The sequence below is a fragment of the Parabacteroides massiliensis genome, from assembly GCF_900155425.1.
Classification (GTDB): Bacteria; Bacteroidota; Bacteroidia; order Bacteroidales; family Tannerellaceae; genus Parabacteroides; species Parabacteroides massiliensis.
This window is the reverse complement of record NZ_LT700189.1, coordinates 1,112,743-1,124,893: the sequence shown is the minus strand read 5'-3', so window position 1 is coordinate 1,124,893 and position 12,151 is coordinate 1,112,743. Positions and strand designations below refer to the sequence as shown.

General features: G+C 43.5%; 11 protein-coding genes. 7 read left to right on the top strand and 4 right to left on the bottom strand.

The features are described from left to right. Positions 1 to 86: 86 nt before the first annotated feature. From BQ9893_RS04795 to BQ9893_RS04780, 4 genes are all read right to left on the bottom strand, one after another. A complete protein-coding gene (locus BQ9893_RS04795) occupies positions 87 to 596 on the bottom strand; it encodes a PIN domain-containing protein (RefSeq protein ID WP_075964968.1) in 510 nt (169 codons plus the stop codon). Beyond that, positions 571 to 1,293, bottom strand: a complete 723-nt coding sequence (locus BQ9893_RS04790; RefSeq protein ID WP_075964967.1) for an ImmA/IrrE family metallo-endopeptidase — start codon at positions 1,291 to 1,293, stop codon at positions 571 to 573. Before BQ9893_RS04790 ends, BQ9893_RS04795 begins: the two co-directional genes overlap by 26 nt. Then, a complete protein-coding gene (locus tag BQ9893_RS04785; protein ID WP_075965416.1) occupies positions 1,290 to 1,631 on the bottom strand; it encodes a helix-turn-helix domain-containing protein in 342 nt (113 codons plus the stop codon). Before BQ9893_RS04785 ends, BQ9893_RS04790 begins: the two co-directional genes overlap by 4 nt. Before the next feature lie 155 nt (positions 1,632 to 1,786). Further along, on the bottom strand, positions 1,787 to 3,700 hold the full coding sequence (locus tag BQ9893_RS04780) for a type IA DNA topoisomerase (protein WP_075964966.1): 1,914 nt from the start codon (positions 3,698 to 3,700) through the stop codon (positions 1,787 to 1,789). A gap of 292 nt (positions 3,701 to 3,992) precedes the next feature. On the opposite strand from BQ9893_RS04780, the gene istA reads away from it, so the two are divergent. The 7 genes from istA (at position 3,993) to thrS (ending at position 12,130) form a co-directional block, all read left to right on the top strand. After that, positions 3,993 to 5,357 carry an IS21 family transposase gene (gene istA / locus BQ9893_RS04775; RefSeq protein WP_075964965.1) on the top strand — a complete coding sequence of 455 codons (1,365 nt, stop codon included), beginning with the start codon at positions 3,993 to 3,995 and terminating at the stop codon, positions 5,355 to 5,357. Between the two features lie 11 nt (positions 5,358 to 5,368). Further along, positions 5,369 to 6,043: an IS21-like element helper ATPase IstB gene (gene istB / locus BQ9893_RS04770; RefSeq protein WP_075964964.1), complete on the top strand. Its 675-nt coding sequence runs from the start codon at positions 5,369 to 5,371 to the stop codon at positions 6,041 to 6,043. A gap of 167 nt (positions 6,044 to 6,210) precedes the next feature. After that, positions 6,211 to 7,398: a 6-bladed beta-propeller gene (locus tag BQ9893_RS04765; RefSeq protein ID WP_075964963.1), complete on the top strand. Its 1,188-nt coding sequence runs from the start codon at positions 6,211 to 6,213 to the stop codon at positions 7,396 to 7,398. A gap of 110 nt (positions 7,399 to 7,508) precedes the next feature. Continuing rightward, a complete protein-coding gene (locus BQ9893_RS04760; RefSeq protein WP_081415362.1) occupies positions 7,509 to 7,970 on the top strand; it encodes a glycosyltransferase family 2 protein in 462 nt (153 codons plus the stop codon). Beyond that, on the top strand, positions 7,964 to 9,247 hold the full coding sequence (locus tag BQ9893_RS04755) for a 6-bladed beta-propeller (protein ID WP_081415361.1): 1,284 nt from the start codon (positions 7,964 to 7,966) through the stop codon (positions 9,245 to 9,247). The genes BQ9893_RS04760 and BQ9893_RS04755 overlap by 7 nt, the downstream gene beginning before the upstream one ends. 271 nt (positions 9,248 to 9,518) lie before the next feature. Continuing rightward, positions 9,519 to 10,028 (top strand): nitroreductase family protein, encoded by a 510-nt coding sequence (locus tag BQ9893_RS04745; RefSeq protein WP_075964960.1) that lies wholly within the window; start codon positions 9,519 to 9,521, stop codon positions 10,026 to 10,028. A gap of 146 nt (positions 10,029 to 10,174) precedes the next feature. Next, on the top strand, positions 10,175 to 12,130 hold the full coding sequence (thrS, locus tag BQ9893_RS04740; RefSeq protein ID WP_075964959.1) for a threonine--tRNA ligase: 1,956 nt from the start codon (positions 10,175 to 10,177) through the stop codon (positions 12,128 to 12,130). Positions 12,131 to 12,151: the final 21 nt, after the last annotated feature.

The following is a 12,151-nucleotide window of genomic DNA, read 5'->3' as shown; positions in this document are numbered from 1 at the left end:
ACCAATCTATTGCCACCACAAGAAAGCCTACTCATGGTGTGTCATTTGTCACCATAGGTAGGCTTTCGTTTGATTCTATAGTATAGTCATATCTGTGTGTTGGGCGAATATTGAGATATGTCTATTGTAGGGAGCTTGCTTCCCTTGGCATTGACTTCGAGAATGAACCCGTCACACTCGTCTTTTGACATTTTTCCTCTAATATACGCATAATAGAGGAAGTCCAATGTCGTGAGATAGGTGATTTGCTGTGCCGCACAATATTCTTTAATATCACGTAGGTTGCTGCTACCGATGACATTGTTGGTAAACCGGCAGAAAGCCATGCAGGCACTTTCTCCTTTGCCATACTTTGATCTAAGACTTGCGTATTCCAACCTCATTTGCCCCGTGGGGTTAAAGGGAAGAACTTCCATGTTCTTCAAAAAGTTAATCTGATTATCTATCTGGGTTCGAATGGAAAGGGTCTCCTCATAAACCGCACTCAGTATGGTATGGTCATATTCCGGCAGTATCGTTGGAAGCAAAGAAAGTTTTCCGGCTTTTGAAAAGTGAATGAGAACATCCGCATCAAGAATTATCTTTATTTTCTTCATAACCGATTTTTCTCATTAGTTCAATATAATGCCCTTCCGATATACGCTCTTCATCAAAAAGCCTTTTTGCCTTTGTGCCATAATCTCCAAGAACGAGATTCTCGTTTCCCTTGTAGTAAAGAGACAAATCATATCCCCGCAGTGACGCTTCATGCCGGATACTCAGATTCATGAGCCTGTCCGCATTTTGTGCAGAAATTATTTTGAGCTCTTTCAGCCTGACAATGAGTGTGGAGTGAGATACGCCATAGAGTTGTTCGATCCGCAAGGCGGTGTCAATGGCAACGTTTTTGTCAATCAACTCGTTTGCAGGGATGTTATATGACAATCCCTCCTTTGGCATCAATAAAGCCGAAGCAAACATATTGGCGGAACGCTCTGCGGAGTCCGTTGCCATGCTGTTCTTGTATAAATGCGGCTTGGGATTATCGTCATAGAACAGGTGAAACAACTCATGCGCTATGGTAAAATGTTGACTGCCTTTTGTCGCATTGCTGCTTACGAGCATGAACATCTTGCCATTGCTCGATTTGAGCGACAGTCCCCAGATTCCCTCTGACAATGGTCTGTATATGGTCATGATGTTCAGCTGTCTAAGTGCTGTCTTCATATTGAGGGGTTCGCTTGCACCTACTCGAAGAATTGTTCTCATTTTGAGGGCAATTTCCTCTGCTGTTTCAATGGTAAGTTTCTTCATTCGGCCAATAGTCTTTCCATTTTCATATAGTTCAATACGATCTCCTTGAATGCACTGACCTCTTTTAGGTCATTTTCGCTGAGATTATCGGCACGGAACGCACATACAAGCATATTCTTGACTGCTTTTTCGTCTTTGTCGAACAATAGTTCCATTTCACAGCCAAACAGGTTGCAGGCTTTCTCCAAAACATCAATAGGGACTTCTCTTTCTCCTGTTTCGTAGTTGGCATATGCAGAACGGTTGATGCCAAGATATGAAGCAACCTGTTCTTGTGTGTAACTATTTGCTTCACGCAAGGACTTGAGGTTACGTCCTATGATTCGATTTTCATTCATGATATATTTGTCCTGACAATTGATTTCTGTGGCAAAAGTATAACAAAATCTTTGATTATGCAAATTTTGCCACGGAAGAATCAATCCTTTATGCCAAATTTCAGCTGTAAGTTTACGCCTTGTTGCCATACTAATTGGTTGGTTATTAAGGAATATTATCTCTTCCCGTCCTTTCGTGGCGGAAACTCGTACCCGATGCGGAAGTCCTTGTCAAGGACGAGACGGGCATCGAAGGACTTGTCTTCCTTACTCTTGAACCCCTTGACCAGCTCCGTCTTCCCCTTGACCACAAGGTCGGTTATCTGCCTGTCGGAAAGCCGTTTTCCGCCTTTGTTACGGAAGACGGTGAACGGGCAATCCACGTTGCTGCATTTGGCAACCTTGGGGTAAAAGAGGATACGCCCGGACCTACACTTGGGACATGGGATGCGTTCGCCCTCCGCAGAAGGGACTTGTACCTGCAAGAGTTCCTCCGTGATTTGGACGGCATAAGCCTCGATTCCCCTGCGGAACGTGCCGGAATCCATCTCCCCGTTCTCAATCTTGGCGAGCGCAGCCTCCCATTGCCCGGTCATCCCGACATCGGCGATACGCCTGTCCTTCACGATACCATATACGGCAAGCCCCTTTTCTGTCGGCACGAGGTTTCTCTTCTCCCGGCACATGTAACCTCTGGCGATCAGGGTCTCGATGATGGAGGTGCGGGTAGCCGGCGTCCCGATGCCGACCTCTTCCAAGTAGCTCCGGTATTCCTCCTTCTGTACCTCCTTGCCACAGTGCTCCATAGCGGAAAGCAGGCTGCTTTCGGCGGTCTGCACGGGCAGGTTCTCACCGGGTAGCAGGACTGGCAATGCCACCTCCTCTTCGTCCTCCTCCCGTTCGGCACGCACGGCACGCCATCCGGCGGACTTGACCTGCGTTCCCTTGACAGAAAAACGGCAATCGCCGGCCGTAAGGCTTACGGTGGTGACTTCTTTCAGACAGCGTTCGGAAAAGGCTTCGAGCAGCCGGGCGGCCACCATGTCGTACACCTTGCGTTCGTCTTCGGACAACTCTCCGGGCCGGCACTCGGTAAGGATAAGCGCATGGTGGTCGGTGACTTTCCGGTCATTCACGCTGTGTCGGTTGAGCACCGCGTCTTTCAAACGGGCAGCCTGTACAGCAAGAACCGGATGGGTTTCCAAAGCGGCAATACGCTCGGGCATCTCGTCAAACACGTCTTCCGGGATGAAACGGGAGCCGGTACGCGGATAGCTCAGCACCTTTTTTTCGTAAAGGGACTGTGCCAACGCCAACGTCCTTTCAGCCGAGAATCCGAACCGGCTGTTGGCATCCTTCTGCAAAGCGGTCAGGTCATACAACAGTGGCGGCTCTTGGCTTGCATCCTTACGTTGTACCTCGTCCACCGAAACCGTTCCGGCCGCTGTCACGGTGGCAAGTACCTTCTTTGCCTCTTCTTGGGTGTCGTAGCGTTGCTCGGAGAATACGGCGAACGCCTTGCCGTCCTTTGCCGTGGTGACTTTCAGCTGATGGTAGGTCTGCGGAACGAAATCCCTGTTCTCCAAATAGCGTGAACAGACCAACGCGAGCGTGGGAGTCTGCACCCGTCCGAGCGAATAGATCCCCCCTCCGGCGGCGATGCTCAACGCTTGGGTGGCGTTTATTCCGATCAAGTAATCGGCGATGGCGCGTGCTTCGGCGGCCCGGTAGAGGTTATCGTAGTCGCCGCCGGGTCTGAGGTTTTCCAGCCCGTCGCGGATGGCACGGTCGGTCAGCGAGGAGACCCATAGGCGGAGGCAGGGCTTGCGGCAACCGAGATAGCTGTAGATATAGCGGTGGATGGCATCACCCTCGCGCCCGGCATCGGTCGCCATGATGATGCGGTCGGAACGGTCAAAGACCTCCCGGATGACCTTCAGTTGCTTGAGCACGCCGGGATCGGGTTTGTATTCCTTTCCTTCCCGTATTTGCCGGGGTACGTACTTGAACTCCTGCGGCAGGATGGGCAGGTGCTCCCTGCGGAATCCTGTAAATCCGTAGGCTTCGGGCAGGTGCATAATTCGGAGCATCCCCACCCAGTATTTCCTCCTCAATTAGCATCTTTTGAATTGTAACTCATAGCATTCAAAATCGCCAAATTGCACCATATTCACCCAATTTAGGAGTAAATTCGGGTAAAAATGAAAGAAAACAGTTTCAAAAATCAGTTATTTCGGAGCATATACACCCATCCGGATGAGTGTTTCGACCCTATTTCGGAGCATTGCCACCCAGTCAAACGCTACTTCCCTATACCTTTGTGCCCTAAATTTAACAGGTAACAAATTAATGCACAAAACGATGGCTGGTAAAATAACAGAAATGAGTAAACTTAAGCAAATTCTTCAATTACATGAAAGTGGAGTTTCTAACCGTTCGATTGCTTCACAACTGGGAATCTACAAAGAAACGGTCAACAAGTATATACGTCAATTTAAAACCTTGTCAGTGGGTGTTAAAGAGCTATTGGAGAAAGACGAACCGGAATTGGAACGAATCTTTAACGGTGGCGCCCCGGCCTATACGAACAAGCGCTTCGATGATTTTTCCAAGCGCTTACCCTATCTGGAAAAGGAACTTGGACGTAAACATGTGACCCGGATACAGCTTTGGGAAGAATATATTGCCGAATATCCTGCCGGCTATGGTTTCACCCAGTTTTGCTTCCACCTGAACCAATACAGAATCGCCCAACAGCCTTCTACGGTGTTAGTGAACAGTTATGTTGCCGGTGAAAAGTGCTATGTCGATTTTGCCGGCGATACGATGCAGTACATTGATATGGATACCGGAGAAGTCATCAAGGTACAGACCTTTGTAGGCTGCCTTCCCTATACGGACTATGCGTTTGCCATCGGTGTCCCTTCACAGAAAAGCGAGGACTTTATTTATGCCATCACCCGTATGTTTGCTTTTTTCGAGGGTGTCACCAAAATAGTTGTACCGGATAACCTGAAGTCCGCCGTAGTTAAAAGCGACCGCTACGAGCCTGAAATAAACCGCTTGATGGAACACCTGGGCAATCACTACGGTTTTGTAACCCTGCCGGCAAGGCCGGGCAAGCCAAAAGATAAATCCCTGGTTGAGAATCAGGTCAGGCTGATATACCAACGGGTATACGCTCCTTTGCGTAAGCGGGTTTTCTTCTCTTTAGAGGAACTGAACAAGGCCGTCTTGGAGCAAGTCAGGCTACACAACCACAAACGGATGCAGCAGCGTCCATACAGCCGGGAGGAACACTTCATCAGTGATGAGAAAAAGACGCTCAAACCCTTACCCGGTACCTCTTTCGAAGTGCAGTATGACACAGAACTGACTGTCAGTGCCAACTGCTGTATCTACCTGGGCAGGGACAAACATTACTACTCTGTCCCTTACCAACATATCGGGCAGAAGGTAAAGGTAATCTATACCCGCACGTTGGTCAAGGTGTACCTTAAAGGCGAGCGCATAGCTACCCACCCGCGTATAGAAGGTTTTGGCTACAGCATGAAGGAGGAACACCTGGCTTCACACTCGAATGCATACACAAAGCGTTCCATGGCATACTACAATCAAAAAGCGGGTGAGAAGTCCGCAGTGCTGAAAGAGTTCTTCGAGTTGATGTTCGCTTCACAAAACGTGCCACCGGAGTTCTTTTACAAACGCTGTGACGGCCTGTTACGCCTGCAAAGGATAACTCGCTGAAGTTATCAGGAATGGCGCGTTTATGGGCTTCATTCGGTGAAACCAAGCGTCTGGACAAACTCACGCTTGTTGATGGATTAATGTTGCTTTTACAAGCGGAGAAAGACACCCGTACCACCAATCGGAACGCCCGCCTTATAAAAGAGGCGGACTTCCGCTACGGTGCTACTCTGGAACAACTCGAAACCGGTAGTCATCGGGGAATAGACCCTAACATGCTGGCTCTGTTAGGCACGGGAAGCTATGTGGACAAAGGCGAATCCGTCCTGATCACCGGTGCCGCAGGAGTAGGCAAAAGCTATCTGGCTACAGCGTTGGGAAACAAAGCCTGTAATCAGGGATACAAGGTCAACTATTTCAATATGCAGAAACTTTTGGGCAAGCTCAGGTTGGCACGGGTGGATGGAACCATTATCAAGCTGATTACCAAAATATCCAAGGTGGACTTGCTTATCATCGATGATTTTGGCATGAAGGCGCTGGAGGGACAGCAACAGAAAGACTTCATGGAGATCATAGAAGACAGGCATGGAAGGAAGGCTACTATCATTGCCAGTCAATTGCCCGTCAGCAAGTGGTATGATGTCATCGGAAATGAAGTCATTGCTGATGCGATCCTGGACAGAATTGTACACTCTTCGCATCGTTTTGACTTAAAAGGTGAGAGTTTAAGAAAGAAATTATAAATTTGCACCCCAATGCCATTTTATAGGAAACAAACTGGGTGGATATGACCGAAATGCCTGGGTGGGTATCACCGAAATATGCAATTTCTACAAGGTTCCGAATATATTTACAAATACGACAGGAATTTGAGTTTTATTTTTGTATGATTAATTCAAAATGATCGAATATGAATAACTATATTTTTTTGTCTATTTTGTTTTTCTATCTTTGCTTTTCTTGTGTTAGTAGTGAACAACAGAAGTATTCAGGTATTATGACGTTTGATGTTGCAAAGAAGTATGAATTTAAAAAAATTGATATACATGATATTGCCGAAGTAGAATATATTATTCCACTTTCAAATGATGGTTTTTTATATACAAATTTTGTTTATATTACAGATCATTATTTTGTTATGTTTAATTATTTTGGAGGCGATTTTGTTTTTCTTGATCGTCAGGGAAATCCACAAAGTTCAATTTCAAAGATGGGGCAAGGACCAACCGAATATCTCCCATATTATTGGTTACAGATATATGATGAATACCGAGATGAATTTTTCGTATTTAGCGTTCCAAATGTACTGAAAGTATATGATCGATTTGGAAAATATAAACGAACATTGCCTTTGAGAAACAGGGAAAAGATCCCTTGCTCGATAGATGCATTTTATAACTATAATGAAGAATATTTGGTTTGTCACGATAAACTGTCTGAAAGTAGTCCATTTTATTTATTGTCTAAAAAAGATGGAAAAACAAAGGATATAGATATTTATAGAGTTGGAAAATTTGACAGTCGAATTGTAAAAAACTATGGAGATGGGAATACAATGAATGTCTCTTTAAGTAATTCTTATGCAATAAAGAATGGCAACAATATTTTATTGACAGAATATGGAACAGACACAATATTTGCTTACACGCCGGATTCACGTTTACTACCTGTATTTGTTCGTACACCATCGATTCATGATATGGAACCTCAAATTGTGGTGCATGGTTTCATTGAGACTGATCATTATTTGTTTTTCTCCACGCAAAAAAAGGAATATGACTTTCGGACTCGTAAAGGAATGGAACAACAAGGGTATATGTACGATAAGTTGGCTCAAAAATATTATGAAGTGGAAGTATATAATCCTGATTATAATGGTCAAAGTTTGATTGTTACGCCTGCTGAAATGATGACGCGGATTGGCGAATGTTCGTCTGATCCTCATACGGGAATCAGAGTTTTGTGGAAAGAAGATTTGGAAAGAGCGGATGGCGCTGGAAAATTAGGTGGAAATCTGAAATCTGTGTTCGAGCAAATGGAAGATGAAGATTTGTTTATTTTAATGGTATTAAAATTCAAACAGTGTGATTATGAGTAGGATGGTAGTTAAGAAAGTTGTTTTAATGGGAACTGTTTGAGGATTATTGAATTTTGAAATTTTGCAATGAGTTGAACGAAATCTTTTAATATATAAATAGAGAATTGGGAATGAAAGAAAAAATATGGATATCGATAATTATGTCTGTATATGATGAAGAGCAATATGTACAAGAGGCGATAGATTCCATTTTGTGGCAAACCTATCCTTTTATAGAACTCATCATTATCAATGATGCCTCAACAGATCGGACGGATACTATTGTTCGATCCTATACAGACGAGCGTCTTGTTTATCTTGATAGCTCCGAACATCAAGGTACTTATAAATGTCGTAATAGGGCGATTCAAATGGCAAAGGGACAGTATCTTGCCATGATGGATGCTGATGACATTGCTATGCCGGAGCGTTTGGAGAAGCAGTTTCGATATTTGGAAGCTCATCCTGATGTTTGTGCAGTCGGTGCTGATGACGGACAAAAAAACGTCGAATGGCCGGATATTGCTTATCCGGATATGGGGATGGTGGTTGCATATTATACCTATGGTGATTTATATTATTCACAATGTTAGTAGAAAACATGAAAACATATATATATATTATTCTTTTATTTTGTTTGTTAGGATGTTCTAATAAGGCAAATAATACATCCTCAATTTTGTCAGAAATCGATACACTTGTGGTCGAGGAAGATGTGAATATCAGACCTGAAGATAAGCATATTCCTATCTATGAAGAAATATCGGAATATCGTAATAATTTGTCAGAAATTGCTTCTGAGATATCTTTTGTCAAGTTATCTAATGAGCCTTTGGTTCGTGATTTCTTCATCTATGATATTCAATCTACTGATCAGTTTATATTCTTGATGGGACCACAGCTTATTTATCAATATGATTGGAACGGTAATTTTATAAGGCAAATAGGTGGTAAAGGGCAAGGCCCAGGTGAATATACAAATTTGACTGCTCCATTGATGATCGATAGTGAAAATAAATTACTATATGCACATGACCTTCATACGCAGCAATTGTTGGTTTATGATTTTGATGGGGTTTTTAAAAAGAAAGTCAATTTGGATCGAAACGCATCTTGTCTAACTATGTATGACAGCATTTTGATTGCAGAAAGAACAAGTTCTGCTTATCGTTTTTTGCCTTATGAAGGAAAAGCATTTGCTTTTCGGGGTTATAACGGAAAAATAGTCAAGTCTTTTGGTAGTTATTTATATCCCATCTCGAGAGATGGATTAGAGCATTATGGCCCGGATGTTAATCCATTATGGAACAATGATGGAAATTTTTATATGTTGGAATATGGCAATGATACTATTTATCAAGTGACGAAAGAAACTCTAATTCCTGATTTGGTATTGACCGGAAAGTTGGCTCTTGATAGAGATGGGTTGTTTAAAAAAGATACGAAAGACAAGGTTTGGGTAGGAGGCCCTTTGATGAAACCCAATTCTTATGTATTTGAATCTAACCGGTTTTTATTGTTTAGGATGTATGCAGCAACAGAGATATATTATGCCATCTGTGATAAAAAGACTGGGCAAATCAGTCGAACTGGGCATCAGGATAAAAGATACGAGTTTGATTACAAGGGTGAAAAGAGTAAGGATTATTTTATAGATGATCTTGTCTCCAATATGGTTGTCGATCCTTTGTACCAGAGTTCTGGCATAGCAATAGGTCTTATCCCCGCACCTGCAATTGTTGATGACCGTGATAATATTACAAATTTTATAGATCAACATCCTACTGACGAGGGAACGAAATTAAAAGAGATAGTCACTCAAATGACGGAAGAGGATAATTCTATTGTTTGTTTCATTAAATTCAAATAACAGAGGCCTGCCTTCACCCTTTTACGGATTGTTTTTCAATATACGTCAAGATAGAGGTGAATCCAACTCGCATATTCTTGCGTATGAAAAAATCGGTGGAGATAATCCGGGCAGGCATTTCGGACGGAGGCATAAAGTACCCGTTTCAGGTCATTCTCTGGAAAGCGGAACACCTGTTTGTCCTGTAATTAGACCAATATAACAAAAGTTTATGCCTATATTTGAATAAAAATTAGGTATAACTTTGTCGAAAATCAAAATAACACTGCTTATGAATTTCTTAGAACTTACAAAACGACGCTATTCAGCAAGAAACTATTCTTCTGATATGGTTGAACAAGAAAAACTTGATTACATTTTGGAATGTGCCCGTTTGGCTCCTTCCGCCGTAAATTATCAACCTTGGCATTTCTTTGTCATAAAAAGTGATAAACAAAAACAGTTGGTTCAACACTCTTATCCTCGTGATTGGTTTGCTGGAGCTCCACTTTATATTATTGTCTGTGTAGACAGTGCTGTGGCTTGGGTGAGAAAATCAGACAATAAAAATCATTCTGATGTTGATGCAGCGATAGCAACTGAGCATATTTGTTTAGCTGCAGCCGAACAAGGTATAGGAAGCTGCTGGGTATGTAATTTTGACGCTGATATATTAAAGCAAAATCTTCATTTATCTCCAACTCAATATCCAGTGGCAATTGTTTCATTGGGATATGTGAAACAACTACCTGAAAAATCATCCCCAAGAAAAGATTTGACGGAAATAGTTTCAATCTTATAAATCTAACTTGGGGCTTCTTTCTTTATAAAAGATTGAAGTCCGGATAATGCAATAAAAAAACTTTTTACCCAAAAGTTCTGTTTAACAAAAAAAGAATACTAAATTTGCATCCTGATTAATTTTTAGGAATTTATAGTGAACAGATTATGATAAAGATTACATTTCCGGATAATTCTGTAAAAGAATATGCCGAAGGAACGACCGCCATGCAGATTGCGGAAAGCATCAGTTCCCGTCTGGCACAGGAAGTTCTGGCTGCGAGCGTAAATGGTGAGATTTGGGATTTGACCCGTCCGATCAACCAAGATGCCGCCATCAAACTTTTCAAGTGGGAAGACGAGGAAGGTAAGCATGCGTTTTGGCATTCCAGTGCTCACTTGATGGCAGAAGCTTTGCAGGAGTTGTATCCAGGTATCAAATTCGGTATCGGACCGGCTATTGAAAACGGGTTCTACTATGATGTGGATCCGGGCGAAGCCGTTATCAAAGAAGGAGATTTTCCTGCTATCGAAGCAAAGATGCTTGAACTGGTAGCGAAGAAAGAGGAAATCAAACGCCAGGATATTTCGAAGGCTGATGCTTTGAAAATGTTTGGTGACAGAGGTGAAGTGTATAAAACAGAACTTATCAGCGAGTTGGAAGACGGTACGATCACGACCTATACGCAGGGTTCGTTTACTGACTTGTGCCGGGGACCGCACTTGCCGAATACATCTTATTTGAAAGCTGTAAAAATAATGAGTGTTGCCGGAGCCTATTGGCGTGGTGACGAAAAGCGTAAACAGTTGGTTCGTCTCTACGGTATCACTTTCCCGAAGAAAAAGATGCTGGACGAATATCTGGCATTGATGGAAGAAGCCAAGAAACGCGACCATCGTAAGATAGGAAAGGAACTCGAACTGTTTACATTCTCTTCGGCTGTAGGAGCAGGGCTTCCGTTGTGGTTGCCGCGTGGTACGCAGTTGCGCCTGAAGCTGGAAGATTTCTTGAAACGTATCCAGAAGAAATACGGCTACCAACAGGTGATGACTCCGCATATCGGAGGCAAGCAGTTGTATGTGACTTCCGGCCACTACGCTAAATACGGTAAGGATTCGTTCCAGCCGATCCATACCCCGCAGGAGGGTGAAGAGTTCTTGTTGAAACCGATGAACTGCCCCCACCACTGTGAAATATTCAAAGCATTCCCGCGTTCATACAAGGATCTGCCCCTGCGTTTCGCAGAGTTCGGAACTGTGTATCGTTATGAACAGAGCGGTGAACTGCACGGCTTGACAAGGGTGCGTGGCTTTACGCAGGATGACGCCCATCTGTTTTGCCGTCCCGACCAGTTGAAAGACGAGTTCCTGAAGGTGATGGATATTATCTTTATCATCTTTAAAGCTTTGGATTTTGAAAACTTTGAAGCACAGATTTCTCTGCGCGACAAGGTGAACCGGGATAAATACATCGGTTCGGAAGAAAACTGGGAGAAAGCCGAAAGCGCTATCATCGAAGCTTGTCAGGAAAAAGGACTGAAAGCCAAGATCGAATATGGCGAGGCAGCTTTCTATGGTCCTAAACTGGACTTTATGGTGAAAGATGCCATCGGCCGCCGTTGGCAGTTAGGTACGATCCAGGTAGACTACAATCTGCCGGAACGTTTCGAACTGGAATATACGGGTGAAGACAATAAGAAACACCGTCCTGTCATGATCCACCGTGCGCCGTTCGGCTCTATGGAGCGTTTCGTCGCCGTGCTGATCGAACATACGGGTGGTAAGTTCCCGTTATGGCTGACTCCGGACCAGGTGGCGATCCTGCCGATCAGCGAGAAGTTCAACGATTATGCCAATGAGATAAAACGTCAGCTCGAGGCTGAAGACCTGAGTGTATTGGTGGATGACCGTAATGAGAAAATTGGGCGTAAAATCCGCGATACGGAATTGAAACGTATTCCTTATATGCTTATTGTCGGAGAGAAAGAAGCAGAAAATAATGAAGTTTCTGTAAGAAAACAGGGCGAAGGTGATAAAGGTTCGATGAAAATTACTACCTTTGCAGCGCTTTTGAAAGGTGAGATAGAGGATCAGATGAATCACTGGAAGAAAGATAATAATTAATTAACTAATAACGAGGAGAAT

Coding starts and splice junctions, on each gene's coding strand:
- istB (WP_075964964.1), top strand. CDS start 5,369: ATGGCGCGTTTATGGGCTTCATTCGGTGAAACCAAGCGTCTGGACAAA.
- BQ9893_RS04755 (WP_081415361.1), top strand. CDS start 7,964: ATGTTAGTAGAAAACATGAAAACATATATATATATTATTCTTTTATTT.
- BQ9893_RS04745 (WP_075964960.1), top strand. CDS start 9,519: ATGAATTTCTTAGAACTTACAAAACGACGCTATTCAGCAAGAAACTAT.
- BQ9893_RS04780 (WP_075964966.1), bottom strand. CDS start 3,700: ATGCTCCGAATTATGCACCTGCCCGAAGCCTACGGATTTACAGGATTC.
- BQ9893_RS04795 (WP_075964968.1), bottom strand. CDS start 596: ATGAAGAAAATAAAGATAATTCTTGATGCGGATGTTCTCATTCACTTT.
- istA (WP_075964965.1), top strand. CDS start 3,993: ATGAGTAAACTTAAGCAAATTCTTCAATTACATGAAAGTGGAGTTTCT.
- BQ9893_RS04790 (WP_075964967.1), bottom strand. CDS start 1,293: ATGAAGAAACTTACCATTGAAACAGCAGAGGAAATTGCCCTCAAAATG.
- thrS (WP_075964959.1), top strand. CDS start 10,175: ATGATAAAGATTACATTTCCGGATAATTCTGTAAAAGAATATGCCGAA.
- BQ9893_RS04765 (WP_075964963.1), top strand. CDS start 6,211: ATGAATAACTATATTTTTTTGTCTATTTTGTTTTTCTATCTTTGCTTT.
- BQ9893_RS04785 (WP_075965416.1), bottom strand. CDS start 1,631: ATGAATGAAAATCGAATCATAGGACGTAACCTCAAGTCCTTGCGTGAA.
- BQ9893_RS04760 (WP_081415362.1), top strand. CDS start 7,509: ATGAAAGAAAAAATATGGATATCGATAATTATGTCTGTATATGATGAA.